Raw genomic sequence first — 24,769 nt, 5'->3', positions numbered from 1 at the left:
AAAAGATGAAAAGGATGAAGAATGTGCCAACAACTAAAAAAGAGAATATGTATTTTGGAATGATGATGTGCGGAGGGATGGTGCTTGTGATGACGGTGTATAACATGTTAATGAATGACGTCATCGGGCATATCACTCTTGCAGAAGGTATTATGAACTTGGTTATCACGTTTGTAGTCGCAATGGCTGTCGAAACTTTTTTCGTTGGTCCCGTAGCAAAAAAAGTAGCATTTTCACTGCCGCTTGATAAGTCTAAACAGTTAAAAGTCGTGTTGATTTTGTCATCATGTATGGTGATCGGAATGGTGCTTTCCATGTCTGTATACGGATTAATTACAATGTCGCTTACGAAAGGTTTAGGCGGAGAGTCGCTTCTTTCAAGCTATGCATGGATCGTGATGAAAAACTTTATCGTAGCCTACCCGCTTCAGCTTCTCATCATGGGACCTCTAGTTCGCTTATTGTTCATGAAGTTTGTGAAAAAGAATCCGGCAGCGGCTTAAGTCAAAACCCTAAGAACGCCTATTTTCTTAGGGTTTTGTAATGTAAAGCTGTTTGGTAAGAAGAGAAGAAAATTCACGTAAAGCCGCCGATACAAAGGCATCTTTTCGCGTAATAAAAAAAGTGGGAACCTTTCTATACGGTTCTGGCAGCGGAGTTAACGTTAATGAATGGTCGTGATTAGATACAATGGATTTCATCATTACAGCTACGCCCATACCAGCTTTTACACACCCAATAATCGCTTCAATCGTACCAAATTCTAATATTCGTTTTGGAAACACGCCTTCTTTTGTCAACAGCATTTCTAACGTATGTCGATATGCGCATCCGCTGCTGAATGCTAATAAATTCATATCGTTTAGGCTGTAAAGAGAAGGAAGAGGGTGGCGGCTCACAAGTACAAGCTCTTCATCTTGAGTAAACAAAGAGTTTAGATCAGGATGTTCACAGCTGCCTGCAACAAATGCGCCTTCAAGTTTTCGAGTCAAAACCAGGTGAATAAGAACATCGGTTGTATGTGTTTCTAAAATGAAGTCTACATCCGGGTAGGCAGTGCAATAAGTAGAAAGCAAAGGCGGTAGCCGAAGAGCCGCAGTAGATTCAGTTGCACCTATTTTTAAAGGCCCTATCGGTGTGTGCGCACTGCTTTGCACAGTTGCCGCGGCTTCATTGGTTAAACGAAGAATTTCTTCAGCGTAACGATGCAACAGCTCTCCGCTAGAAGTTAACGTTACGCCTTTACCGCTTCGTTCAAATAGCTGTGTGCCGAGTTCAGCTTCTAGCTGTTGAATTCGCATCGTCACATTCGACTGCACGTAGCTTAAGATTTTGGCTGCCTTTGAAATATTTTTTTCTTCTGCTACCGTTGTAAAAACAAGTAAATCTTTTATATCCATAAAATCTCCTCCTTCAGCTATCATTTTTATTGATGACTTTTATCTTTATTACTTATTTTACATGATACTATTCCTTCTCTACACTGAAAGTAGAGGTGGAGGAGAGAAAATGAGCAGACAAAAAGCTTCTTATAAGTGGATGATTTTATTTGTTGCCACTCTTTCTCAGGCATGTGCAACATTTGTCACGTACGGGGTAGGACCGGTGGCAGCGTTTTGGCAAAGACTATATGATTTATCGCAGTTTCAAACAGGACTGCTCGTATCATCTGTTCAAATTGGCCCGATTTTTTCCATGCTGCTTTTTGGGAACTGGATGGATCAATATGGAGAAAGGTGGCTTGTAGGAGGAGGATCTATTTTGCTGGGGATAAGCATGCTTTTTGCCTATAGCGCTGATCATTATTTGTATCTAACAGGCGTACTTCTCGCAGCAGGCGTGTGGTATGGAACAGCACAGCCAGGAGGAAGCAAAGCAGTGGTGAAGTGGTTTCCTTCTCATCATAGAGGCCTTGCCATGGGGATTCGGCAAACGGGGATACCGATTGGAGGCGCTGTCGCTTCAGCAGCATTACCGCTGCTGTTTTATCAATACGGATGGCATGGGGCTGTTCTCGTACAGGCAGCGGCAGCTATCGGAGGAGGCCTTCTTTTTTTTGTATTCTACCGAGAGCAATCATCATCGTCAGAAAAAAAGGAAACATTTACACTTCATCAAAAAATCAAGCGCATTTCTCAAGATAAAACGCTCTATCCGCTGTTTTTTGTAGGTGTTTCAATGATTTCTCTTCAAATGATTATCGTTGCGCACTTTATGAGCTATTTAACGAAAGCCATAAAGATGGATTTTGCTTCAGCTGGCATCATGCTGAGCATCACACTGTTAGGCGGAATGGTGGGGAGAATTGTTTTAGCTTGGGTAAGTGATTATGTGTATAACGGAAATCGAAGAACTCCTTTGCAAGTGACGGTTTGGATAGCTGCAGGACTAATAATAGCTATCTCTTATATTGGATTTACTTTGCCTTTTTGGCTACTAACTGCAGTTTGTTTTAGCCTCGGTTTTTTTGCAATTGGCTGGTTTAGTTTGTTTATCGTGCTAATAGCAGAAAAAGCGGATGATCGTTTTATTGGTTTAACGGTAAGCATTGCGTTAACGCTCAATCAATTTGCCATCGTGCTCGCACCAATTTGGTTTGGGCTCCTTGTAGATTGGCTCCGGAGCTACGCGTTGGCTTTTAGTACGGTTGCATGCTTCATTGCTTGTGGAGGAATATGGTTAAAAAAAGAGCGAGTTCATTCATTTTTAAATAAAAACGTCACTAAATAAAAAGTGATTTAGGGCTATTTATTTAAGAATAGAGAAGACCTCTTATCCTCTAAAACGTTTCAAAGCCATACTCCCGGGTACACACAACATTAATGAGGAGGAGATAGTATGGAAGCAAAAGCAAAGAATGTTGTGGGGGTATACGAAACGGAACAAGAAGCAATTCAAGCTGTAGAGAGTTTGAAAAAAGAAGGATACGCATCAGAAGAAATATCTATCATCGGCAAACATAAAAAGACCAAAAAAGTTCAGAAAGAAACGAATACAAAAGCAGAAGGGGCAGCAACTGGAGCACTTACCGGAGGTACGCTAGGGAGCTTGACCGGAATATTAGCAGGTGCCGGGGCTCTTGCCATACCAGGAATAGGTCCAATTGTGGCGGCTGGTCCGATTGTAGCTACATTAACAGGTGCGGCAGCTGGTGCGAGCGTAGGAGGTCTGTCTGGTATTTTAGTAAGTATGGGAATTCCAAAACAGCAGGCCGAACAATATAATCATTCAGTCAAAGAAGGCAGCTTGCTTGTTTTAGTAGACAAAGAAGACTCAGATCATGATGGAAACCCGAAAGCTCCTTTAACCGGAATGATTTTATAGAACGTATGATATGTAGGAGAAATCTGTCGCAGTGCGGCAGATTTTTTTATGCACTGATTTAAATACACTAATCTAACAATAATATTCCATAATAGTTAAAAATATCAAAATGTATCATGGTGTATCGAATAATAATATGCCTTAAATTATAATGTAATATTATTGTAACAATAATGTATTTATTGTTTTATTTTGGGGGTGAAATCTTGATGAAAGCTTTAACAGAAGGATTTAAGCGCAAATTTCATCCAATAATTAACTGTTAATTATTATACGTAGTAGAATAATTTTCTAATTTATTTTCAGGAATTACTTTTTAGCAAATTATTCATGTTTGAAAGAGAGCTAAAAAGTATATTTCAAAAGTATGTTTACTTAAAAAGTTAAGAAGGTTGATTAGTAGCATCATTCATTTAGCTAAATTTCGAAAGGAGCTGCTAAAATGAGTATTCAAAAAAGTACAGATAGTTCTAGTTTAGCAGAAGTGATTGATCGAATTCTCGACAAAGGGATTGTCATCGATGCTTTTGCCCGAGTATCACTCGTAGGAATTGAAATTTTAACGATTGAAGCACGAGTCGTTATTGCAAGTGTTGATACGTGGCTTCGCTATGCAGAAGCCGTCGGGTTATTAACCGACAAAGTAGAGGAAGAAGGGCTGCCTGGCCGAACAGAGGAGCGAGGAGCAGGGCTTAGCTTTTAAGTCTTTTAATCATTAGAAGATTCATTAAATAAATAATAATAAGAGAAAAGAGGATGGAACATGACAACAACTGATCAAAATGAAAAACAACAAAATCAGCAGCAGGAAGAAAAAACGCAAAACTCTTTAAATCTTGCTATTTTAGGAGGCGTAGTAGGAGCGGGAATTGGACTTCTTTCAAGTCCTCAAACGAGTAAAAAAGTACTCAGCCGCTTAGGACAATCAGAAATTGTACGTGCGACAGGACAAGAGTTAAGAAGAAACGCACAGGATATTCTAACGCAGCAAGCGATGGGAGCATTAAGACAGACGGCTACAGGCTATCTTGAAAAAGACAATTTAAGCAAGCTGCTGGCACCTAAAAAGAAAAAAGAAGATGCATCAAATGAACAGGGAAATGCGCAGGAAGAAGTCAGCCAAAGCGCAGAAATGGAAACGTCTCAGTACGAAGAGCTAAAAGAAGAAAATAAAAATATGAACGACCAGCTGCAGCGCATTGAAGAGATGCTAAACAAACTCATGGACGCGAAGAAGTAAGATATCCGTCCTTAAGGGGAATTTCATGGATAAAAAAGATGTGGAGAAAGCAGTCTTAAAAGCAGGAAAAAAGATCATCGATCATACACCTGAACCTGTTAAGGAAAAGGTAGAAGAAAAGGTTAAAGAAAAAGCGAAAGAAAAATTTGTCGAAAAAACTGAAGGGAAACTGCAGGAAAAAGCAAATGAAGCATCAGAAAAACTGCAGGAAACAAAAGAAAAAAATGCCCAAAAGGTACACGGCAAAGGGGAAGACGCAAAAGAAAAGCTCCAAGACGTCTTACTATCAGTAAAAGATAAGCTTAGCGATGTGAAAGAAGCTGGAGAAAACTTTCAAGAAAAAGTTTCTTCTTCAGACGATAAAGAGAAGTCAAAAAATAAGCGGAAAATAAAAGGCGCAAATCAGATTAAAAAAGCAACGGATATTAAAAGCTCTACTAAGATTAAAAGTTCCAATGATATTAAATCATCTACAGATTTAAAAACAATGGGCTCATGAGCGAAAGGAGAAATGAGATATGTCTATTCAAAAAAGTACTAATAGTTCAAGTTTAGCAGAAGTCATTGACCGTATTTTAGATAAAGGAATTGTTATTGATGCTTTTGCAAGAGTTTCTGTTGTAGGAATTGAGATTTTAACGATTGAAGCACGAGTGGTTATTGCCAGTGTTGATACATGGTTACGCTACGCAGAAGCAGTAGGGCTTCTGCGTGATGACGTAGAAGAAAACGGTCTTCCTGAACGTTCAAATTCAAGTGAAGGACAGCCGCGTTTTAGTATTTAATATGAAGTGATATGGAACCTTCCTTTTTTGAGGGTGGTTCCAGCTTTTAGATCTAACTATTGGAGGCTACTAAAAATGGAAATTAAAAAAATTATGCAAGCCGTGAACGACTTTTTCGGTGAACACGTAGCTCCTCCTCATAAAATTACCTCGGTGGAAGCTACTGAAGATGAAGGCTGGAGAGTTATTGTTGAAGTCATTGAAGAACGAGAATATATGAAAAAATACGCCAAAGATGAAATGCTCGGAACGTACGAGTGCTTTTTAAATAAAGAAAAAGAAGTCATTTCATTCAAACGACTCGACGTCAGATATAGAAGCGCCATTGGCATTGAAGCATAAACGATAAGATGGCAGGAGGAACGTAAAAATGACCGTCTTAACAGACAAAAGGAAAAAAGGCAGTGGAGCTTTTATACAAGATGACGAGACAAAAGAGGTTCTTTCAAGAGCGCTGAGCTATTTGAAGTCCGGCTATTCCATTCATTTTACAGGTCCTGCCGGCGGAGGCAAAACCTCTTTAGCGCGAGCGCTTGCTAAAAAGAGAAAGCGTCCTGTAATGCTGATGCACGGGAATCACGAGCTCAACAATAAAGATTTAATTGGCGATTTTACGGGATACACGAGCAAAAAAGTAATCGATCAGTATGTTCGTTCTGTCTATAAAAAAGATGAACAAGTGAGTGAAAACTGGCAGGATGGCCGATTGCTTGAAGCTGTAAAAAATGGCTATACGCTGATTTACGACGAATTTACTCGGTCTAAGCCTGCAACGAATAATATCTTTCTATCAATATTAGAAGAAGGCGTGCTTCCGCTGTATGGAGTGAAAATGACCGATCCTTTTGTGCGCGTGCACCCTGATTTTCGCGTCATCTTCACAAGCAATCCAGCTGAGTATGCCGGCGTATACGATACGCAAGATGCGCTTCTTGATAGGTTAATTACCATGTTTATTGATTATAAAGACATCGACAGAGAGACAGCGATTTTAACGGAGAAAACGGACGTAGAAGAAGACGAAGCGCGCACAATTGTAACGCTCGTAGCAAACGTGCGAAACCGCTCTGGAGACGAAAACAGCAGCGGACTTAGCCTTCGGGCTTCGCTTATGATCGCTACTCTCGCCACGCAGCAAGACATTGCTATCGATGGAAATGACGAAGATTTTCAAACGTTATGTATGGATATTTTGCATCATCCGCTCACCAAATGTTTGGATGAAGAAAATCCAAAAAGCAAAGCCGAAAAAATCATTTTAGAAGAGTGTAAGAATATAGACACGGAAGAAAAGTAAAGGAGCTTGAAAACATGAGTGAAACAAACGAAACAGGTATTTATATTTTTAGCGCCATTCAAACGGATAAAGACGAAGAATTTGGCGCTGTGGAAGTAGAAGGAACAAAAGCTGAAACATTTTTGATTCGCTACAAAGACGCAGCTATGGTAGCAGCTGAAGTGCCGATGAAAATTTATCATCCCAATCGCCAAAATTTATTAATGCATCAAAACGCAGTAGCAGCAATTATGGACAAAAACGATACGGTTATTCCAATCAGCTTTGGGAATGTATTCAAATCCAAAGAAGATGTAAAAGTTCTTTTGGAAAACCTTTATCCGCAGTTTGAAAAGCTGTTTCCAGCAATCAAAGGAAAAATTGAAGTCGGGTTAAAAGTAATCGGAAAAAAAGAATGGCTTGAGAAAAAAGTAAACGAAAATCCTGAACTTGAAAAAGTATCAGCCTCCGTAAAAGGAAAATCAGAAGCAGCCGGTTATTATGAGCGTATTCAACTTGGGGGAATGGCTCAAAAGATGTTTACTTCCCTGCAAAAAGAAGTCAAGACAGATGTGTTTTCACCGCTTGAAGAAGCAGCGGAAGCAGCAAAAGCAAATGAGCCAACGGGCGAAACGATGCTTTTAAACTCGTCTTTCTTAATTAACCGAGAAGATGAAGCGAAGTTTGATGAAAAAGTGAATGAAGCGCATGAAAACTGGAAAGACAAAGCCGATTTTCATTACAGCGGTCCTTGGCCTGCTTATAATTTTGTGAACATTCGCCTAAAAGTAGAAGAGAAATAACGTGCTTCACAAATTAGTAACCGCCCCTATTAATCTTGTAGTGAAAATCGGCGAAAAAGTACAGGAAGAAGCTGATAAACAGCTATACGACCTTCCGACGATTCAGCAAAAACTCATTCAGCTTCAAATGATGTTTGAGCTTGGTGAAATTCCGGAAGAAGCGTTTCAAGAAAAAGAAGATGAATTATTAATGAGGTACGAAATTGCGAAACGCAGAGAAATTGAACAATGGGAAGAGCTAACAAAAAAAAGAAATGAGGAATCCTAGATGGGAGAATTACTGTATTTATACGGTTTAATTCCAACAAAAGAAGCAGCAGCCATAGAGCCGTTTCCATCTTATAAAGGGTTTGACGGAGAACATTCACTGTACCCAATTGCATTTGATCAGGTGACGGCTGTAGTTTCTAAACTGGATGCTGAAACCTATTCAGAAAAAGTGATTCAAGAAAAAATGGAGCAGGATATGAGCTGGCTGCAGGAAAAAGCATTTCATCATCACGAGACGGTAGCCGCTTTGTACGAAGAATTTACGATCATTCCATTAAAATTTTGTACCATTTATAAAGGTGAAGAAAGTCTGCAGGCAGCTATTGAGATTAACAAAGAAAAGATAGAGAATTCACTGACGCTGCTTCAAGGAAATGAAGAGTGGAACGTGAAGATTTACTGTGATGATACGGAGCTTAAAAAAGGAATCAGCGAAACGAATGAAAGCGTGAAAGCGAAAAAAGAAGAAATTAGTCACTTATCACCAGGAAGACAGTTTTTTGAAAAGAAAAAAATAGATCAGCTGATTGAAAGAGAATTAGAACTTCACAAAAATAAAGTGTGTGAAGAGATACATGACAAGCTTAAAGAATTATCGCTTTATGACTCTGTTAAAAAGAATTGGAGCAAGGACGTAACGGGCGCAGCTGAACAGATGGCGTGGAACAGCGTGTTTCTTCTCCCGTCTTTGCAGATCACTAAGTTTGTAACCGAAATAGAAGAGCTTCAGCAAAAGCTTGAAAATAAAGGCTGGAAATTTGAAGTGACGGGACCATGGCCGCCCTATCATTTCTCGAGCTTTGCGTAAAGTGAGGAATTAACATTATGTCTCTTAAACAATCCATGGAGAATAAAGATATTGCTCTTATTGATATTTTAGATGTCATTTTAGATAAAGGAGTCGCCATTAAAGGAGATTTAATCATTTCCATAGCCGGCGTCGATTTAGTGTATTTGGATTTGCGGGTGCTTATTTCTTCGGTTGAAACGCTGGTGCAAGCAAAAGAAGGAAATCGCAAACCAATCACTTCTGAACAATTTGATAAAGAAAAGGAGGAATTAATGGATGCAACCGGTCAGCCAAGCAAATGGACGAATCCACTTGGATCCTGATCAAGCTGAACAAGGCTTAGCGCAGCTTGTGATGACAGTTATTGAGCTATTGAGGCAAATCGTTGAACGTCATGCCATGAGGCGGGTGGAGGGTGGAACGTTGACGGACGAACAAATTGAAAACTTAGGAATTGCACTAATGAACTTAGAAGAAAAAATGGACGAGTTGAAAGAGGTGTTCGGTCTGGACGCAGAAGATTTAAATATTGATCTTGGACCGCTAGGCAGCCTGCTTTAAGCGGTCATTAGGAGGAACAGTATGGCAGTCGAACATAATATGCAGTCAAGTACGATTGTAGATGTGCTCGAAAAGATTTTGGATAAAGGAGTCGTCATAGCGGGGGACATCACCGTAGGAATTGCAGATGTCGAGCTATTAACGATAAAGATCCGCTTGATTGTGGCTTCGGTTGATAAAGCAAAAGAAATCGGCATGGACTGGTGGGAAAATGATCCCTATCTCAGTTCAAAAGGAGCCAATAACAAAGCGCTCGAAGAAGAAAATAAAATGCTGCATGAGCGGTTAAAAACGCTTGAAGAAAAAATAGAAACGAAACGTTAAAAACTGTATGCTACTTAAAAAATGGAGGGATTTACAATGGCAACTGAAACAAAATTAGATAACACACAGGCAGAAAACAAGGAAAATAAAAATACGGAAAACGGTTCAAAAGAAAAGAACGGTTCAAAAGCAAGCAAAACAACAAGCAGCGGGCCAATCAAACGAGCGGTAGCAGGAGGCATCATCGGTGCAACGATTGGATATGTATCGACTCCTGAAAATCGAAAAAGTCTCCTTGACCGCATTGATACAGACGAATTAAAAAGCAAAGCATCTGATTTAGGAACAAAGGTAAAAGAAAAATCAAAAAGCAGTGTGGCCAGCCTGAAAACATCTGCGGGAAGCTTGTTTAAAAAAGATAAAGATAAAGATAAAGATAAATCAAAAGATGATGAAGAAAACGTAAATTCTTCTAGTAGCGAAACAGAAGACGATAACGTTCAAGAGTACGACGAGTTAAAAGAAGAAAATCAAACTCTTCAAGATCGCTTATCACAGCTTGAAGAAAAAATGAACATGCTTGTTGAGCTTAGCCTCAATAAAAATCAAGACCAAGAAACGGAAGATACAGATTCCGACGAAGAAGAGAACGATGAAAACGAAGAAAACGAGCAGGACGATGAAAACGAAGAAGAAACATCTAAGCCTCGTAAAAAGGATAAAAAAGAAGCTGAGCAAGAAGAGGAAGAAGAAAGTGAAAGTGAAAGTGAAAGTGACGAAGACAGCGAGGAAGAAGAGGAAGATTCTCGCTCAAACAAAAAAAATAAAAAAGTAAAAACAGAAGAAGACGACGAAGATGAAAACGAAGAAGAAAAAAAGGAAGCGAAGCCAAAAAAGTCAACAGCTAAAAAATCAAAAAATACAAAAGCAAAGAAAAACACGGATGAAGAAGATGATGACGCAACATCTCTTTCTAGTGAAGACGACACAACAGCCTAAGGCGTAAAGGAGGAAAGAAAGACATGAGTACAGGCCCTTCTTTTTCAACTAAAGACAATACGCTTGAATACTTTGTGAAAGCTTCTAATAAACATGGCTTTTCACTTGATATTTCATTAAATGTAAACGGCGCTGTGATTTCCGGTACCATGATTTCAGCAAAAGAATACTTTGATTACTTAAGCGAAACGTTTGAAGAAGGCAGCGAAGTGGCTCAGGCGCTAAGCGAACAATTCTCTTTAGCAAGCGAAGCGAGCGAATCAAACGGAGAAGCAGAAGCCCATTTTATTCATTTGAAAAATACAAAGATTTACTGTGGAGACAGTAAATCTACTCCTTCTAAAGGAAAGATCTTTTGGAGAGGGAAAATAGCAGAAGTAGACGGGTTTTTCTTAGGAAAGATTTCTGATGCAAAATCAACGAGTAAAAAGAGTTGATAAAAAACGGCGGGGTGATTGCCCCGCCGTTTTTTAGTGATGTGATGAAATGTGCAGCTTCTTTTTTCGATACATGAGCGGAGTCATCTTCATTTCTTTTCGAAACTGATTAATAAAATAGCTTGTACTATTAAACCCTACTTGATAAGCGACGTCCGTCACATTTGCTTCTGCTTGCTGCAGCATAACTAAGCTTTGCTGAATTCGATAGTTTAATACATAGGTCAAAGGCGATTTTTTTAACATTTTCTTAAAATATCGACAGCATTCAGAACGGCTCAATTGTCCGGCTTTGGCAATATCATCGAGCGTAATCTTTTCAGCAAAGTGCAAATGAATCCAATTGAGCATTTGCTTCATCCGCTGATTTTTGATCATTTCTTTTTCATTGTATTTCAGCTGCAACCCGTTAAGAATTAAATTTTTCCACAGTATGCTGAGTTCAGAGGCAATCTCTATTTCATAGTGGTGCGGCTGCTTATGAATCCATGTGTGTATCTTATGTATAGACTCTAACACGTTATTTCCCCAGGATTGCTTTGGACTGATGAATAAATGTGATAGATTCGTTGCATGAATGTAGGGATAAACGTAATTTGTAAAAAGCTCTTGCGGCACAAGAAAATGAGGAGAAACATTTAAACAAATGTACACGCAGCCGGATTTGTTTATATCTTCAGTCATATGAAGACATCCGCTGTTAATAAACAGTCCGTAGCCTTGTTTTACAGTCACTGTTTTTTCATTTATTTGAAAAGACGCATCTCCTTTTATAACTAATACAAATTGAAGCTCATCATGCCAGTGAAGAGGGATGTAGCCGTTTATGTGATCACTGATTGTCGTTTGATAACATGCTACTGGTAGCTCAACGGTGCGATGGGTCGTTAGCTCTTTTAAGTTTTCATCAATTTTAAATTGGGCTGCTGGCATACATGATCACCTCAATATATTTATATTTTTTAATGCAATATACGTATTTTCTGCCTCGTTTTTCACTTATTATAACACTATTCTTATAATAAAAGTGAGGGATGGAAGATGAACAATCTCAGCCGGAAAAAAGGGTTCTTCTTTGTAACAACTGGAGCTATATGTTGGGGGATGGGAGGGACGGTTGCTCAAAAGCTTTTTCAAGAATTTGAAATCAGTGTAGACTGGCTTGTTTCAGTACGGCTGCTCATTGCGGGTTTTTTGCTGCTAATGATTTCATGTATAAAAAATAATCATTCTCACGTATTTGGAGTATGGAAGAACCGAAAGGCAGCTCTTCAGCTCGTCGTTTTTGCCATATTTGGTATGCTCGCCGTTCAGTATACGTATATGGCTTCTATTAAGCATGGAAATGCAGCAGTAGCTACGCTGCTGCAGTATTTATCACCGGTGATGATTATCATTTATTTGCTTTTGCGCAAGCAGTCTATATTTACGCGACAAGACGTCATCACTGTTTTGCTGGCACTGGGGGGCTGCTTTTTTTTATTAACAAACGGCTCTATTTCTCAGCTGTCTGTTCCTGTATCTGCCGTTGTTTGGGGAGTGCTGTCAGGTGGAGCAGCAGCATTTTATACGCTGTATGCCGTGCCGCTGATCAAAAAGTACAGTTCGCTTGTCATCGTTGGCTGGTCAATGGTAATTGGGGGAAGCGTAATGAGCTTTATTCATCCTCCTTGGGAAGCGTCAAGCTTATCACCAATAACCTGCGGATATATTTTATTTGTCATTATTTTTGGCACGATGCTTGCTTTTTGGTTTTATGTAGAAAGCCTGCAAAGTCTTTTACCTAAAGAAACGAGTTTGCTTGGAAGTTTAGAGCCTTTAGCCGCGGTTATTACAACCGTTGTTTGGCTGAAAGAACCTTTTGGTTTCTATCAATGGATAGGCACAGCTTGTATTATTGGATTAGTTCTATTACTCACACGAACGAAACAAGCATCTTCTAAGACGACACTTTCAGCATAAATAGGGGCTTGCTAAAAGAAGAAGCAAACCAATGTCACTTTGCCGCCGAATCTGTAGAAACTCGTTTGACTTTTAAAATCTTTACATATTGAATAAACACTCTTTCTTTTGTAGAGACATTTAATTTAGCAAGTCTTGATGCGTCATCTCGGTTTTTAGCAGATTCTATCACAAAAGTTCCTTTGATTTTGGCTTCATCTTTTAGAACGGAATACTGTATTTCAAATCGTTTTGCTTTCGTTTTCTGCATAGTGTTTGATAAGCTCCTTTGCCTGATAAATTGATGTATTACTATGAAATAAGCTTCGATAAAAAGGAAGAAAAGAACGTAACATATACTACTAAATGAAATGCAGAGCGGCAGTGACTTTTATCACACCACAACCTAGTATTTCATCTTTTTACCAAAAAAGATAGGGTGTTTTACCGTCGCTGCTTATAAAATCTTTTATTCTTTCTGCTTGACCTAGAGTTAACTCTATGGTTTATCTTGTAGTAGTATCATTTCAAGGAGGGGCTTTATATGAAGTATCATACAATTGCTAATACTGACTTACACGTATCAAATTTGATTATGGGAAATATGCGTTTAACAGAGCTTTCTTTACAAGAAGCAGAGAAGCTAATCCGCACAGCGATGGAAGAAGAAATTAACTTTTTTGACCATGCTGATATTTACGGTCCTGATTATGTGGGACAATGCGAAGAGTATTTTGCAAACGCTATACAAATGAATTCAAGTCTTCGTGAGAAAATGGTGATTCAAAGTAAATGCGGCATTAACGCAGCGAAAAATTACTATGACTTTTCAAAGAAGCATATCATAGACTCTGTTAACGGCAGCTTAGAGCGTTTGAAAACAGATTACTTAGATCTTTTATTACTTCATCGCCCAGATCCGCTAATGGATCCTGAAGAAGTAGCAGAAGCGTTTAATGAACTTCAAAGCAGCGGAAAGGTACGTCACTTCGGTGTGTCGAACCACAACCCAGCGCAAATTCAGCTGCTTGAAAAATATATCAACCAAAAGCTTGTCGTAAACCAAGTGCAGTTCAGCATTGCACATACGCCAATTATAGACTCTGGTATTTCTTTAAATATGGGCATCGACCAAGCGGTGAACCGCGACAGCAGCGTGCTTGAATATTGCCGTTTAAATGATATAACGCTTCAAGCGTGGTCGCCATTCCAAAACGGATTTTTCGAAGGACCTTTCCTAGGCGACAAAGAGAAATTTGGAAAGCTAAACGAAGTGATTGATCGCATCGCAAGTAAGTATAGCGTGACGAATACAGCGATTGCCGTTGCGTGGATCACAACTCATCCTGCAAATATTCAAGTGGTGCTTGGTACTACAAATATTCAGCGTATGAAAGATGCAAGTAAAGGTTCAGAAATCAAGTTAACGCGCGAAGAGTGGTACGATATTTATAAAGCCGCTGGCAACATGGTGCCTTAAGAGCTGCAGTTCTTAAAATAAAGCAGGTAACTCCGTTCGAATATGGAACGGAGTTACCTGCGTTTTACGATAAGTAACTAGTGGTTAAGCTAGAAAATAATTTAGCAGCAGCTCAATTATTTTTGTAACGCCAAGACCTAACAAAAAGGCAAAAAAACCGCCAATTACAATGGTAAGCATCATGTGAGCAGTATTCATCGTATTCATCCTTTCGGGTTTAAATATATGTTGCTGCTTGTACAAAAAACCTGCAGCATAAAGAGCGTAATGAAGAAGGCTATAAAAAAATAAATCCTCGAGATAACTAGAGGTCAAGACAAACTCATCATGTTTTTCTGAAAAGTTTAAGGTGTAGGAGGAAGCAGTATGACGTATACCATTTCACAAGTGGCAAAAAAATTGAACGTGACAATTTATACCATTCGCTATTATGATAAAGAAGGGCTTTTTCCATTTTTAGATCGTACAGCGTCAGGGAATCGTATTTTTAAAGAACAAGATATTGAATGGATTGATTTAATCTGCTGTTTAAAAAGCACAGGTATGCAAATCAAGGACATTCGGACGCTTATTGAAAACTGTACGCTTGAAAATGCCGTGCTTGATAAAAGTCTGCAAATGCTGGTGGATCATAAAAAAGCAGTGCAAAAAGAAATCGAAGAAATCCATCATAAGCTTGAGACGATTGATTATAAAATTAAGCACCTGCCGGAAATGTACGAGCGAATTGTTAACAAGCCTTCAAACTAAACAAAAAAGGAAGCGTAAAAATGATCGGAAAAGTAGTACCTCTCACTGCAGAGAATATGCAGCAGTGCATTAACTTGTATATGAATGTATTTACAAAAAAACCTTGGAATGAGCCGTGGACAGAGAAATCAGCTAGAGAAAGGCTGACTGATTTACTGAACACACCTAAATTTATGGGCTATTTATTTTATGACCAAGGAGAGTTGATTGGAATGATTGCAGGTCACGCAAAAAAATCATACAGCGGTATGACCTTTTACGTGGCCGAGCTTTGCGTCAGCGCAAGCGCGCAGGGAAAAGGGTACGGTTCAGCTATCTTAAGCCGGTTTGAGAACGAACTTCAAAGACACGATATCAACAGCTTGTATCTCTTGACGGCGACTGGAGGAGCTGCACAGGCTTTTTATGAAAGAAACGGCTATACTGTCAATGATCAGCGCGTTGTCTTGAAAAAACGTTTGTTTAATGTTTAGCATCTACATAGAGCAGGAAGAGAGTTGCAGAGTGACTCTCTTTTTAATTAATCTTTTTATCTATTAATATGTAGAAGAAAAGGAAGTATGAACAAGAAAAATAAGATGATGGGAAGAAATAGACAAGAAACGGCAGATTAAAAAAGTCTATTTTTTTATAATGGCTAGTCTTATTATTACCTGGTTCATAAGCACATTTGAAAACAGTGCCCATTATGTGGACACTGCTTTTTCATAATAAAGTGGAAAGCTAGCTTTTGGTAAAAAAATTAGCGGAAATGAAGCTGTTCATCACTATTTCTAATGATTAGCAACCGCCAAATCCTCCCCAGCAAGCACAGCCGATGATGATTAATAAAATGAATAATACGATGATTAAAGCAAAGCCACTGCCAAACCCGCAGCCGCCACCGCCACCGCCGTAACCGTAACCGCCATAACCACAGCCACCATAGAAGCCCATATATTTCACCTCCAAGTTCTGAGTACATTTTTAACATATGCCTGAAATGCAAAAGTGCTCCAAAAATATCCAATGATTTCAATGAAAATAAAAAAAGATAAGAAAATAAGATGGACACAGTACTTTTTTTCACTTTCTACATAGGATGAATCATCCCAAGATCTCATATATGAGCCCCCATGTTATAACGAAGCAGGCTAACACCACTTCCTCCTTAGCCTGCGTACATAATGAAGGAGAAGCCGAAGAATTTTTTCTGCGGCTTCTTATTTTTTACTATGAAATAAACACGTTAGTACTTTCCCTATACCATTCTAAGTGAGGATCCGCTTCTTTTTGTATGTATTAGGTACTAAAGAGAAATCAAGCTCATTTTCATATAAACCTAGTAATTTTCTTTTTTTCGTAATTCTTTTCCCTTATTTTCAGCATAACCAAGATATTTGCCCAAGACAGCGAATAGGTAAATGCATATTCATGGGTGAAAGCAAAAACAAAAAAACGGAGGTTTCTCTTATGAATTCAGAAATGCATTTTTTACCTACTATGTATTCTCAAGATCATCATCAACTTCAACAAGCAGATGAAAGGTTTATTGGCAGACCGTTTGGCTTTGGCAGACCGTTTGGTTTCGGACGCCCGTTTGGCTTTGGCTTTGGCAGACCGTTCGGCTTTGGCTTTGGAGGTCCATTTTTAGGAGGATTAGCAGGAGGGCTAGTAGCAGGCTCACTGTTATCACCATATGGCTATGGCGGCTACGGTTACGGTTACGGTGGTTACCCGTATGGAGGCTACGGCGGATACGGCGGCTATGGCTTTGGCTGCGGCTGTTAAACGCAAGCAAAAGGAAAATCTCAGAAGAAATATTTTTCACATCATTCTTTTCTATAAAGAAGTCTGTTTTGGAACGTAAGGCTTTATATCCATCCACAGTTAATCAGAGCGTGCACCCCACTTAATATAAAAAACCATCTGGTGAGTTTCCAGGTGGTTTTTGCGTGGAATTTTTTATGTAGTGAAGAAGTTATATATTTACGCACTTACTGGGGGTCTGTGTCCAAAGCAGAAGATCACGACATGGTGTTTATCAATACTTTAGTTATGCACTTTATATGCTCATGGTATTAAGAGTCATGATTAATTCTATTGTATAGAAGATTAGTTTTAATGAATGGCTTCTTTAACCACCTGCTTACTATCCTCAAAAAGCTTAACCCACATACTTTCACACTGCTGCATGCAAAAATCAGCTTATATTGGGCATAATAGAGAGAAGAAAGGAGGCGTTTGCATGGATTTGTTATCTGGAAACCCTTATTGGCAAACAACTGTAGCGAAGCCGCCTGTATACCCATCTCTAGAGGAAGATATTGAGTGTGATGTTCTTATTATTGGAGGAGGAAGTTCAGGTGCACAATGTGCTTACTATTTATGTGAGCAGGGGCTTGATGTTGTGGTTGTTGATAAACGTAAAGCAGGGCATGGAAGTACAATTGTAAATACCTCTCTTATTCAATATTTAGGAGATAAATTGTTTTACGAATTAGTCAACACGTTTGGAGAAGAAAAAACAGTCCGTCATTATAAGCTGTGTGAACAGGCTATTACAGATATTGAGGAAGCAGCTAAAAAACTTCCGATTAATGCAGAATTTATAAGAAGAGACAGCTTGTATTACGCAAGTTATGAAGAAGATATCACGAAGATAAATAAAGACTACTCTTATATGCAAAAGCATGGATTTAAAGCTGAAATCTTATCAGAAGAACAAATAAAAAAAGACTATGGATTTAAAAAACGAATGGCAATGCTTATTAAAAATGATGCAGAGCTAAATCCTTACAGCTTTACACTCGGTCTGTTAGAGTACGGAAAACAGCATGGGGTTCGGATCTTTGAAGAAACAGAAATTGTCGGTCAAAAGTTAGAAAAAGATGAAGCTGTATTTTTCACTAAAAATAAATCACAAATCAAAGCTAAATATGTCATTATGGCAGGAGGCTATGAAAATCAAGAATTTAAGAGAGAGAAAAAAGCTGTACTCACAAGTTCCTATGCTATCGTTACGACTCCTGTAAAGGAGTTTACAGGATGGAAAAATCGAAATTTAATTTGGGAAACCGCTCGACCGTATATTTACATGAGAACAACTTCCGATAATCGAGTCATTATAGGCGGTCTTGATGAAAGCACGATTGTGCCGCAAGAACGTGATGCTAAACTCGTTCATAAAAGAGACAAACTTTTAAAAGAGTTCAATAAGCTTTTTCCTCATCTTCAAGTCGAGGCTGATTATTACATAAGTGCTTATTACGGAGGCACTCATGACGGCCTTCCCCTCATCGGAATATATGACGAAATGCCTAACTGTTACTTTCTAAGCGGATATGGAGATAACGGAACGGTGTATAATATGGTGCTAGCTAAAATCATAGCAGAACATATCACAACGAAGAAAAGCAGTGATTTAGAACTTTACATTCAAACAAGAAAAGTTTAATATGTGAGAAAATGGAAGGTTTTTAAAAAAGCCTTCTTTTTTTTACATACATTTCTTGAAGTAGAGGAGAGACATAGTATGATAGAGGGTCAGGCTATTTATTTACGCCCGTTAACTGTCAGCGATGCGCATGACAGCCTTCGGTTGCAAAAGGACAATCGCGGCTTTTTTGAACAGTTTTCTATGATTCGAGAGCATTCTTTTTATACGTTAGAGAGCCAAGTAGAAAAAATTCAGCGTCACGAAGAGAATAGGAAAAACGATGAAGAATACTATTTTGGTCTTTTTCAAAAAGAGAATAACAAGCTGATTGGCACTATTAGTCTTTTTCAAGTGCTGCGCGGATCCTTACAAAGCGCGTTTATCGGCTATTTTCTAGATCAGCATCATAATGGAAAAGGGTACGCAACAGAAGCCGTAAAAGCACTTGTTGGCTATGCGTTCGAAGAGCTGCATCTTCACCGCATTGAAGCCGGCGTCATGCCACGTAATTTGCCTTCTCAGCGCGTATTAGAAAAAGCAGGTTTTCATAGGGAAGGAATCGCTAGAAAAAATGTAAATATTAATGGCATATGGGAAGACCATCAAGTCTTGGCTATCCTTAACCCTAATGATGAAATAGAAGAAATAAACGAGTTCTTAAAATTTTGATATACGTTTTCGGATTTAAAATTTATAATGAGAATAAGAGAATAGAACAGTCTATATTTAAATAGTAGGTGACTAAAGTAATGGAAGAGAGGAACATCAATGAAAAAGCCGTTTGGGATGTATTGCAGATGGCTAGCGAAGTAGTCGGAAGCAGGACGCTGTTTGTAGGGATTTTCGACGAACAATTTTCAGTTATGAAAGCCTTTAATAAAGAAGGGGGAAGCCTTGTAGAGGATGGACTGACGCTGCCGTTAGAGCTTGCGGTATGCAACTTAGTCACGTGTGATGAACCCCTTGTTATTCCCAATACAAAACGCGATGTTAGAACGTCTAATTTAGCCATCATTGATGGTGCCCGGGTAGGTTCTTATTTAGGAACACCTATTGTGCTAGAAGACGGGAGAATGTTTGGTACCTTATGCGCGGTCGATCCGGATCCTTATCAGTTTAGCGAAAGTGAAATTCAAGGGTTAAACCGGCTGGCTAGTATTTTGTCTCATATTATTTATAAAAATCAAGCGGCTGTTTTGCCGAAAATTGAAGAGAAAATTCTGCAGCTTGATAAACTGGCGCTCGTAGGGCAGCTAGCAGCAGGATTAGCACATGAAATTCGAAACCCGATGCAGTCGGTGCGTGGCTTTATTCAATTTTTATTTAATGAAAATGAACAGGCAGAGCCTTTTCAAAAAATTGTTCTTGATGAACTGGACCGTATGAATGAACTCATCAACAACTTCTTGCTTGTCACGCAGCCAACAGCGCCTAAAAAAGAAATCGTATCGATTGTAGAAGTTATTCATGATACCGTTGCTTTCTTGAAAAGTGAAGCTGCGCTGTATAATGTCGAAATGAACGTAAGAATAGAAGGAGCCATTCCCCTTGTATCAATCGATCCTGCTCAAATGAGACAAGTGTTTATGAATCTTTTGAAAAACGCCATTGAAGCAATGGAGAAAAAGAAACGCGGGGAAGTAAATCTTATTATCAAAGAATGGGAAGATTGGGCTCTTATTGACATTCAAGATACCGGTTCTGGGATTCCGCTATCCATTATTAATAAAGTAGGAAATCCATTTTTCTCAACAAAAGATGGAACAGGCATGGGGTTAGGGCTTTCTATTTGTAAAACGATCATCAACGAGCATAACGGTAAGCTTGCGATTGAAAGTGATGAGAACGGGACAGTGGTGACGGTTAAGCTGCCTTTGACGCTTTAAGATAAAACAAAAAAGAAAGGAGAGCAAGCACTCATCCTTTCTTTTTTGCTGACCTTTTTAATATGCTGAACTGTCTTCAATCCAGTATTCATAGTCTTCCGCATCTTTTTTATTTAACTTTTTGCCGTTGATGTAAATTTTGTCCCACTCGTAAATTTGTTTATCCAAATAAACGTTAAATACAATGCGTACATGCTCTTTTTCTGTATAATCGTAGCCGGTAAATTGTACAACGTGATGACGGCCTTCTTGCTTGATGTAGGTCCATTTTGGATGATCGTTGTACGTTTCAAGCGTAATTGCTTCGTCGCCGTAGCGAACTACATCTTTAATATTCGTTTTTGTTGGTAAAAGTGATAATCCCGCTCCGACTCCAAAAGTAATCACAAGCGCTAAGATGCTTAAACCAATAGCAATTCCGATGTGAGTGCCGCCTTTTATTTGCAGATAAGCTTCTTTCCGCTGCTCCGGCTGAGCTTCGGCTCGAGCTAACACGTTTTTAACGTGCTTATAATACCAGCGATTGGCACATAGCCCTGTAATAAGTGAAGCACCGCCGAACACAATTGCATCGGACCACTCTGGTATGTCTACAAAGCATAAAAGGGAAAACCAAATTACCTCAATAAGCGTTAAAATAAAAAAGTGCTTATACATTTTTCGATATGCAAACCAAGCGCTTGTCAGAAAAAAGGCTGCCCAGTTCCACGTGTTGTTTTTAGCTGGATAAGCTGTTTTTCCCCACTTCAAATCATAATAGGACGTATTTGTTCGAACTACTTTATGCTCTTCTTCAAAAGAAACGAGTTCATCTACTGCTTGTTCTTCCATTTAAAACACCTTTCATTGGTTATAATCTATCATCTAAAATGACTCTATTATTATACATTATTTCTAGTATTTTTCTATTCTTCCTTAAATTATTTTTAAAGTAAGAATATTTGTGCTATGGGTTTTTCAACAAGAAGTTTCATGAAAAAGAAGAATATGGTAGATTTGAAGAAAAAGGAGGTGCTCTAACGTGAATCATTTAAAGAAAGCCCTACACCAATCGTGGTCAATTCATTCAAGCACGAAGTGGACGGCTGACAATCCTTCTAAGGGACAGTGCGGCGTGACAGCTCTTGTCGTTCAAGATATCAAAGGAGGATATATTTTAAAAACTCCGTGTAAAGAAGGATGGCATTTCTATAATCAGCTTGATGAAAAGCGCTATGATTTTACACAAGAACAATTTCGCGAGCCTCTCCATTATGCAGACATTTTGTCCAGTCGGGAAGAAGCGTTTATGGATACGAATAAAGAGCAATATGAGGCTCTAAAGAAAAACGTAATGGCCTATTTCATACATGAAAATTTGCTTTAGAAAGGAACACATAAATGAAAAGTATTCAGTATTCCATTGTCGATGTATTTGCACAGAGAAAATATACAGGAAATCAGCTCGCAGTTTTTAAAGACGCAGGAAGACTTTCAGACAAAGAGATGCAGCAAATGGCTAAAGAAATTAATTTTTCTGAAACGACGTTTATTACGTCGGCTTCTGCAAAAGGAGAATATAACGTGCGGATTTTTACGCCTAATGAAGAAGTACCATTTGCAGGCCATCCGACGCTCGGTACCGCTTATGTTATCCGAGAAGAACTAGAAGAAAAAGGTACAGAGGAGCTTATTCTTCATTATAAAGCAGGTCCTACGCCCGTTACATATGATGAACAAAAAGATGTACTATGGATGACACAAGGTCAGCCGACGTTTGGGAAAGTGCTTGATAAAAAGCAAGTGGCGGACGTGTTAAACCTTGATGAAGTTTATATCGACACGCGTTTTCCCGTTCAAGAAGTATCCACCGGTCTGCCGGTCATCCTTGTCCCGTTAACATCATTAGAAGCAGCTAAAGAAATAAATGTAGACAAAGAAAAATATTTCAAACTGATAGAAAATACAGAAGCGAAAGCGATTATGGTCTTTTCGCCGGAAACTTATCACCAAGATCACCACTTAAACGTACGAGATTTTGCCGACTACTACGGCGTGCCAGAAGATGCAGCAACCGGCAGCGCCAACGGCTGTTTAGCAGCAACCGGCAGCGCCAACGGCTGTTTAGCAGCATATTTAGTTAAATACCGTTATTTTAATCAGCAAGCCATTGACATACGTGTAGAACAAGGATACGAAATAGGAAGACATTCACTGCTGTATGTAAAAGCTAGTTATGATGGAGAAGCCTTTCAGATTCAAGTAGGCGGAAAAGTAGAGATGATTGCGCGCGGTGAATGGATTTTGTAACAAGCCGTTCATCTCCTGTTCACAATAAGTCCTTATCCTAATAAAAACGCAATAGGACCACGGCGTTTGGTTACACTAGTAAACAGATAGATACTGAAAGAATAAGTGATGGCGGCCAAAAGGCCGCCATTTTAAATGGTTGATAAAAGGAGTGGCAGAAGAAATGATTCACATTTTACTGGCGGATGACGATGAGCATATGCGGCAATTAGTTCGTCACTATTTGCAGCTTGAAGGTTATGTGGTTCATGAAGCAAAAGACGGAGAGGAAGCTTCGGGTCTGCTTGCTAAGCAGCACATTCATTTAGCGGTTGTCGATATTATGATGCCTCATAAAGACGGATATGAAGTTTGCGAAGAAATACGCAGCTATTATGATTTTCCAATTATTTTATTAACAGCAAAAGATCAGCTGGAAGACAAAGAAAAAGGCTTTTTAGCAGGAACAGATGACTATGTGACAAAGCCGTTTGAACCAAAAGAATTGATTTTCCGAATCAAAGCACTGCTTCGCCGGTACGAAGTGGTAAATGAAAAAATGATCGTGCTGAACAACACCTCTATCGACCGAAAAAGCTATGAAGTGCACTGCAGCGGGCGAATGTTAATTCTTCCAATGAAAGAATTTGAATTATTAGCTCAGCTTGCGAGCTATCCAGGAAGAATTTTCACAAGAGAAGAATTAATTCATCTCATATGGGGAGCGGATTTTAACGGAGATAACCGCACAATCGATGTACACGTGAAAAGGCTGCGCGAAAGGTTTGAACATACCGATGATTTTGTCATTACGACGGTTCGAGGAGTCGGCTATAAGCTTGAGGTGACCGCAAAATGAAGACGCTCTATTTGCGGATTGTCCTGACAACCATTGCTGTAATGGTATTTAGCAGTCTCCTAGCGTTTATTTTAGCAAACGTTTATTATCAGTACAGCTTAAAACCTTATAACGATCAAAAGCTTACGCGTATGGCAAAAGACATTGGGAGCTTTTACGAAAATAATAGGGACGTGGATCAACAAGCTTATTTACAGCATATCAGTAAATTGGGCTATCAAATATATGTGGTGGACAGGAGCGGTCATGAGACGTTTTACGGACGGGAATTTAGAAATCAGCGCTTAGAAAAGAGTGCTGTCAAACAAGTACTGGACGGAAAAATGTATCACGGAATTGCAAACTTTCCTTCACAGGTGTTTGTGACGGGATTTTTTGATAATGTGTTAGCCAATACCATCGGCGTGCCGTTAAAAGGAGAAAGTAACAAGCAGCAAGCGCTGTTTATCCGCCCTGATATTCAGCTGCAGTTTGGGGAAATGCGCATTTTTTTCTCGGTTATTTTACTGCTGATGATTGTATTAAGTATTTTATTTGTAGTTATTAGTACGCGTTATTTAGTAAAACCAATTGTCAAGCTAACGGAAGCGACAAAACAAGTGGCAAAAGGAAAATACAACGTCGAGCTGTACGTAAAGCGCCGAGACGAAATCGGCGCGCTTGCTTCACATTTTTCCGAGATGGCTAAAAGTTTAGAGCAGCTTGAAGAGATGCGCCAAGAATTTGTATCCAACGTGTCACATGAAATTCAGTCTCCGCTGGCGTCCATTCAAGGATTTTCGAAAACGCTCCGTTCTGCTAATCTTTCAGATGAACAGAGAAATGAGTATCTGTCTATTATTGAAGAAGAAAGCCGGCGCATGTCGTCACTCAGCAAACAGCTGCTTACGCTTGCTTCACTTGATAAAGAAAGTGAGCATATCGAAAAAAGTACGTTTGATGTTGCAGCTCAAATCAAGCAAGTGCTGTTTATGACGGAGTGGAGCTGGCGTGAAAAAGAGCTGGCCATTGAAATGGATCTTCCTTCAACGATGATTTCAGGTGATCAAAAACTGCTTCATCAAGTGTGGACAAATTTGATTACAAACAGCGTAAAGTTTACGGAAGAAGGAGGAACGCTGTCTCTTCGCGTTAGTATGGAAGACACGCATTGCCACGTGGAATTTCAAGATACGGGAATCGGCATATCAAAAGAAAGCCTCCCGCATATTTTTAATCGTTTTTATAAAGAAGATAAAGCAAGAAGCCGGACGGAAGGAAGCAGCGGTCTTGGCTTAGCGATTGTAAAGCAAATTGTCGAAATGCACGGAGGTTCCATTCACGTTGAAAGCGAAAAAGGAAAAGGCAGCACCTTTCACGTTTATCTTCCGAAAATGTAATGAGCCGTTCATCTTCCATTCATTTTCTATTTTTATACT

The 24,769-nt window shown here is 39.1% G+C and carries 34 protein-coding genes; 29 read left to right on the top strand and 5 right to left on the bottom strand.

The annotated features are described in order from the left end of the window. The first annotated feature begins 23 nt into the window (after positions 1 to 23). Positions 24 to 503 (top strand): DUF2798 domain-containing protein, encoded by a 480-nt coding sequence (locus POF52_RS14565; protein ID WP_271993254.1) that lies wholly within the window; start codon positions 24 to 26, stop codon positions 501 to 503. A 27-nt stretch (positions 504 to 530) separates the two neighbouring features. On the opposite strand, the gene POF52_RS14560 is transcribed toward POF52_RS14565, so the two are convergent. Continuing rightward, positions 531 to 1,400 carry a LysR family transcriptional regulator gene (locus POF52_RS14560; protein ID WP_271993253.1) on the bottom strand — a complete coding sequence of 290 codons (870 nt, stop codon included), beginning with the start codon at positions 1,398 to 1,400 and terminating at the stop codon, positions 531 to 533. Positions 1,401 to 1,509: 109 nt separating this feature from the next. On the opposite strand from POF52_RS14560, the gene POF52_RS14555 reads away from it, so the two are divergent. The 16 genes from POF52_RS14555 to gvpU all read left to right on the top strand — a co-directional run bounded on the left by POF52_RS14555 (position 1,510) and on the right by gvpU (position 10,749). Then, entirely contained in the window at positions 1,510 to 2,730 is a 1,221-nt protein-coding gene (locus POF52_RS14555; protein ID WP_271993252.1) for an MFS transporter, read from the top strand. 108 nt (positions 2,731 to 2,838) lie between these two features. Beyond that, positions 2,839 to 3,324: a general stress protein gene (locus POF52_RS14550; protein WP_271993251.1), complete on the top strand. Its 486-nt coding sequence runs from the start codon at positions 2,839 to 2,841 to the stop codon at positions 3,322 to 3,324. Between the two features lie 442 nt (positions 3,325 to 3,766). After that, positions 3,767 to 4,027 carry a gas vesicle structural protein GvpA gene (gene gvpA, locus POF52_RS14545; RefSeq protein WP_013058000.1) on the top strand — a complete coding sequence of 87 codons (261 nt, stop codon included), beginning with the start codon at positions 3,767 to 3,769 and terminating at the stop codon, positions 4,025 to 4,027. 60 nt (positions 4,028 to 4,087) lie between these two features. Then, positions 4,088 to 4,564 carry a GvpT/GvpP family gas vesicle accessory protein gene (gvpT, locus tag POF52_RS14540; protein WP_013084020.1) on the top strand — a complete coding sequence of 159 codons (477 nt, stop codon included), beginning with the start codon at positions 4,088 to 4,090 and terminating at the stop codon, positions 4,562 to 4,564. 25 nt (positions 4,565 to 4,589) lie between these two features. After that, complete coding sequence (gene gvpQ / locus POF52_RS14535) at positions 4,590 to 5,063, top strand: gas vesicle protein GvpQ (protein ID WP_271993250.1); 474 nt, start codon at positions 4,590 to 4,592, stop codon at positions 5,061 to 5,063. 19 nt (positions 5,064 to 5,082) lie between these two features. Continuing rightward, positions 5,083 to 5,349 carry a gas vesicle structural protein GvpA gene (gene gvpJ, locus POF52_RS14530; protein WP_013057997.1) on the top strand — a complete coding sequence of 89 codons (267 nt, stop codon included), beginning with the start codon at positions 5,083 to 5,085 and terminating at the stop codon, positions 5,347 to 5,349. Positions 5,350 to 5,424: 75 nt separating this feature from the next. Continuing rightward, positions 5,425 to 5,691 (top strand): gas vesicle protein GvpO, encoded by a 267-nt coding sequence (gene gvpO / locus POF52_RS14525; RefSeq protein ID WP_013057996.1) that lies wholly within the window; start codon positions 5,425 to 5,427, stop codon positions 5,689 to 5,691. Positions 5,692 to 5,719: 28 nt separating this feature from the next. Further along, positions 5,720 to 6,646: a gas vesicle protein GvpN gene (gene gvpN / locus POF52_RS14520; RefSeq protein ID WP_013084018.1), complete on the top strand. Its 927-nt coding sequence runs from the start codon at positions 5,720 to 5,722 to the stop codon at positions 6,644 to 6,646. Between the two features lie 14 nt (positions 6,647 to 6,660). Continuing rightward, entirely contained in the window at positions 6,661 to 7,428 is a 768-nt protein-coding gene (locus tag POF52_RS14515; protein WP_271993249.1) for a GvpL/GvpF family gas vesicle protein, read from the top strand. A gap of 1 nt (position 7,429) precedes the next feature. Continuing rightward, positions 7,430 to 7,696, top strand: a complete 267-nt coding sequence (locus tag POF52_RS14510) for a gas vesicle protein GvpG (RefSeq protein WP_013084016.1) — start codon at positions 7,430 to 7,432, stop codon at positions 7,694 to 7,696. Further along, positions 7,697 to 8,506 carry a GvpL/GvpF family gas vesicle protein gene (locus tag POF52_RS14505; RefSeq protein ID WP_013084015.1) on the top strand — a complete coding sequence of 270 codons (810 nt, stop codon included), beginning with the start codon at positions 7,697 to 7,699 and terminating at the stop codon, positions 8,504 to 8,506. A 17-nt stretch (positions 8,507 to 8,523) separates the two neighbouring features. Continuing rightward, the gene (locus POF52_RS14500; RefSeq protein WP_271993248.1) at positions 8,524 to 8,811 is read left to right on the top strand and encodes a gas vesicle protein; all 288 of its coding nucleotides are present in this window, start codon (positions 8,524 to 8,526) and stop codon (positions 8,809 to 8,811) included. Then, positions 8,765 to 9,049 carry a gas vesicle protein K gene (locus tag POF52_RS14495; RefSeq protein ID WP_013057990.1) on the top strand — a complete coding sequence of 95 codons (285 nt, stop codon included), beginning with the start codon at positions 8,765 to 8,767 and terminating at the stop codon, positions 9,047 to 9,049. The genes POF52_RS14500 and POF52_RS14495 overlap by 47 nt, the downstream gene beginning before the upstream one ends. A gap of 21 nt (positions 9,050 to 9,070) precedes the next feature. Next, complete coding sequence (gene gvpJ, locus POF52_RS14490; protein ID WP_013057989.1) at positions 9,071 to 9,373, top strand: gas vesicle protein; 303 nt, start codon at positions 9,071 to 9,073, stop codon at positions 9,371 to 9,373. Between the two features lie 36 nt (positions 9,374 to 9,409). Next, positions 9,410 to 10,312 (top strand): YtxH domain-containing protein, encoded by a 903-nt coding sequence (gene gvpT, locus POF52_RS14485; protein WP_271993247.1) that lies wholly within the window; start codon positions 9,410 to 9,412, stop codon positions 10,310 to 10,312. 23 nt (positions 10,313 to 10,335) lie between these two features. Next, positions 10,336 to 10,749, top strand: a complete 414-nt coding sequence (gene gvpU / locus POF52_RS14480) for a gas vesicle accessory protein GvpU (protein ID WP_271993246.1) — start codon at positions 10,336 to 10,338, stop codon at positions 10,747 to 10,749. Positions 10,750 to 10,782: 33 nt separating this feature from the next. Here gvpU and POF52_RS14475 read toward each other — a convergent pair whose 3' ends face one another. Continuing rightward, on the bottom strand, positions 10,783 to 11,682 hold the full coding sequence (locus tag POF52_RS14475) for an AraC family transcriptional regulator (protein ID WP_271993245.1): 900 nt from the start codon (positions 11,680 to 11,682) through the stop codon (positions 10,783 to 10,785). A 108-nt stretch (positions 11,683 to 11,790) separates the two neighbouring features. Here POF52_RS14475 and POF52_RS14470 point away from each other — a divergent pair, with 108 nt between their 5' ends. Further along, the gene (locus POF52_RS14470) at positions 11,791 to 12,711 is read left to right on the top strand and encodes an EamA family transporter (protein WP_013084012.1); all 921 of its coding nucleotides are present in this window, start codon (positions 11,791 to 11,793) and stop codon (positions 12,709 to 12,711) included. Positions 12,712 to 12,745: 34 nt separating this feature from the next. Here POF52_RS14470 and POF52_RS14465 read toward each other — a convergent pair whose 3' ends face one another. Continuing rightward, positions 12,746 to 12,961: a hypothetical protein gene (locus tag POF52_RS14465; RefSeq protein ID WP_013057984.1), complete on the bottom strand. Its 216-nt coding sequence runs from the start codon at positions 12,959 to 12,961 to the stop codon at positions 12,746 to 12,748. 273 nt (positions 12,962 to 13,234) lie between these two features. Here POF52_RS14465 and POF52_RS14460 point away from each other — a divergent pair, with 273 nt between their 5' ends. The 3 genes from POF52_RS14460 to POF52_RS14450 all read left to right on the top strand — a co-directional run bounded on the left by POF52_RS14460 (position 13,235) and on the right by POF52_RS14450 (position 15,393). Then, positions 13,235 to 14,170 carry an aldo/keto reductase gene (locus POF52_RS14460; RefSeq protein WP_034650444.1) on the top strand — a complete coding sequence of 312 codons (936 nt, stop codon included), beginning with the start codon at positions 13,235 to 13,237 and terminating at the stop codon, positions 14,168 to 14,170. 366 nt (positions 14,171 to 14,536) lie between these two features. Continuing rightward, positions 14,537 to 14,920: a MerR family transcriptional regulator gene (locus POF52_RS14455; protein WP_013084008.1), complete on the top strand. Its 384-nt coding sequence runs from the start codon at positions 14,537 to 14,539 to the stop codon at positions 14,918 to 14,920. A 20-nt stretch (positions 14,921 to 14,940) separates the two neighbouring features. Continuing rightward, on the top strand, positions 14,941 to 15,393 hold the full coding sequence (locus POF52_RS14450; protein ID WP_176584268.1) for a GNAT family N-acetyltransferase: 453 nt from the start codon (positions 14,941 to 14,943) through the stop codon (positions 15,391 to 15,393). A gap of 307 nt (positions 15,394 to 15,700) precedes the next feature. Here POF52_RS14450 and POF52_RS14445 read toward each other — a convergent pair whose 3' ends face one another. Further along, positions 15,701 to 15,856, bottom strand: coding sequence for a YjcZ family sporulation protein (locus POF52_RS14445; RefSeq protein WP_271993244.1), 156 nt, complete (start codon positions 15,854 to 15,856; stop codon positions 15,701 to 15,703). Between the two features lie 516 nt (positions 15,857 to 16,372). On the opposite strand from POF52_RS14445, the gene POF52_RS14440 reads away from it, so the two are divergent. The 4 genes from POF52_RS14440 (at position 16,373) to POF52_RS14425 (ending at position 20,224) form a co-directional block, all read left to right on the top strand. Further along, positions 16,373 to 16,690 carry a hypothetical protein gene (locus POF52_RS14440; RefSeq protein WP_202988894.1) on the top strand — a complete coding sequence of 106 codons (318 nt, stop codon included), beginning with the start codon at positions 16,373 to 16,375 and terminating at the stop codon, positions 16,688 to 16,690. Positions 16,691 to 17,147: 457 nt separating this feature from the next. Then, positions 17,148 to 18,356, top strand: a complete 1,209-nt coding sequence (locus POF52_RS14435; RefSeq protein WP_271993243.1) for an NAD(P)/FAD-dependent oxidoreductase — start codon at positions 17,148 to 17,150, stop codon at positions 18,354 to 18,356. 78 nt (positions 18,357 to 18,434) lie between these two features. Continuing rightward, on the top strand, positions 18,435 to 19,007 hold the full coding sequence (locus POF52_RS14430) for a GNAT family N-acetyltransferase (RefSeq protein WP_074895106.1): 573 nt from the start codon (positions 18,435 to 18,437) through the stop codon (positions 19,005 to 19,007). Positions 19,008 to 19,087: 80 nt separating this feature from the next. Next, positions 19,088 to 20,224, top strand: coding sequence for a GAF domain-containing sensor histidine kinase (locus tag POF52_RS14425; RefSeq protein WP_013084003.1), 1,137 nt, complete (start codon positions 19,088 to 19,090; stop codon positions 20,222 to 20,224). A gap of 57 nt (positions 20,225 to 20,281) precedes the next feature. On the opposite strand, the gene POF52_RS14420 is transcribed toward POF52_RS14425, so the two are convergent. Further along, entirely contained in the window at positions 20,282 to 21,055 is a 774-nt protein-coding gene (locus tag POF52_RS14420) for a DUF2628 domain-containing protein (RefSeq protein WP_271993242.1), read from the bottom strand. 190 nt (positions 21,056 to 21,245) lie between these two features. Here POF52_RS14420 and POF52_RS14415 point away from each other — a divergent pair, with 190 nt between their 5' ends. The 4 genes from POF52_RS14415 (at position 21,246) to POF52_RS14400 (ending at position 24,730) form a co-directional block, all read left to right on the top strand. Next, a complete protein-coding gene (locus tag POF52_RS14415) occupies positions 21,246 to 21,590 on the top strand; it encodes a YunG family protein (protein WP_216875438.1) in 345 nt (114 codons plus the stop codon). Positions 21,591 to 21,604: 14 nt separating this feature from the next. Continuing rightward, positions 21,605 to 22,513 (top strand): PhzF family phenazine biosynthesis protein, encoded by a 909-nt coding sequence (locus tag POF52_RS14410; RefSeq protein WP_271993241.1) that lies wholly within the window; start codon positions 21,605 to 21,607, stop codon positions 22,511 to 22,513. A 163-nt stretch (positions 22,514 to 22,676) separates the two neighbouring features. Beyond that, on the top strand, positions 22,677 to 23,351 hold the full coding sequence (locus POF52_RS14405) for a response regulator transcription factor (RefSeq protein ID WP_271993240.1): 675 nt from the start codon (positions 22,677 to 22,679) through the stop codon (positions 23,349 to 23,351). After that, entirely contained in the window at positions 23,348 to 24,730 is a 1,383-nt protein-coding gene (locus POF52_RS14400) for a sensor histidine kinase (RefSeq protein ID WP_271993239.1), read from the top strand. The genes POF52_RS14405 and POF52_RS14400 overlap by 4 nt, the downstream gene beginning before the upstream one ends. The last annotated feature ends 39 nt before the right edge of the window (positions 24,731 to 24,769 follow it).

This window comes from Priestia sp. AB (assembly GCF_028369225.1).
Lineage (GTDB): Bacteria > Bacillota > Bacilli > Bacillales > Bacillaceae_H > Priestia > Priestia megaterium.
The sequence above is the reverse complement of the archived record's forward strand: the minus strand, read 5'-3'. Positions and strand labels throughout refer to the sequence as shown.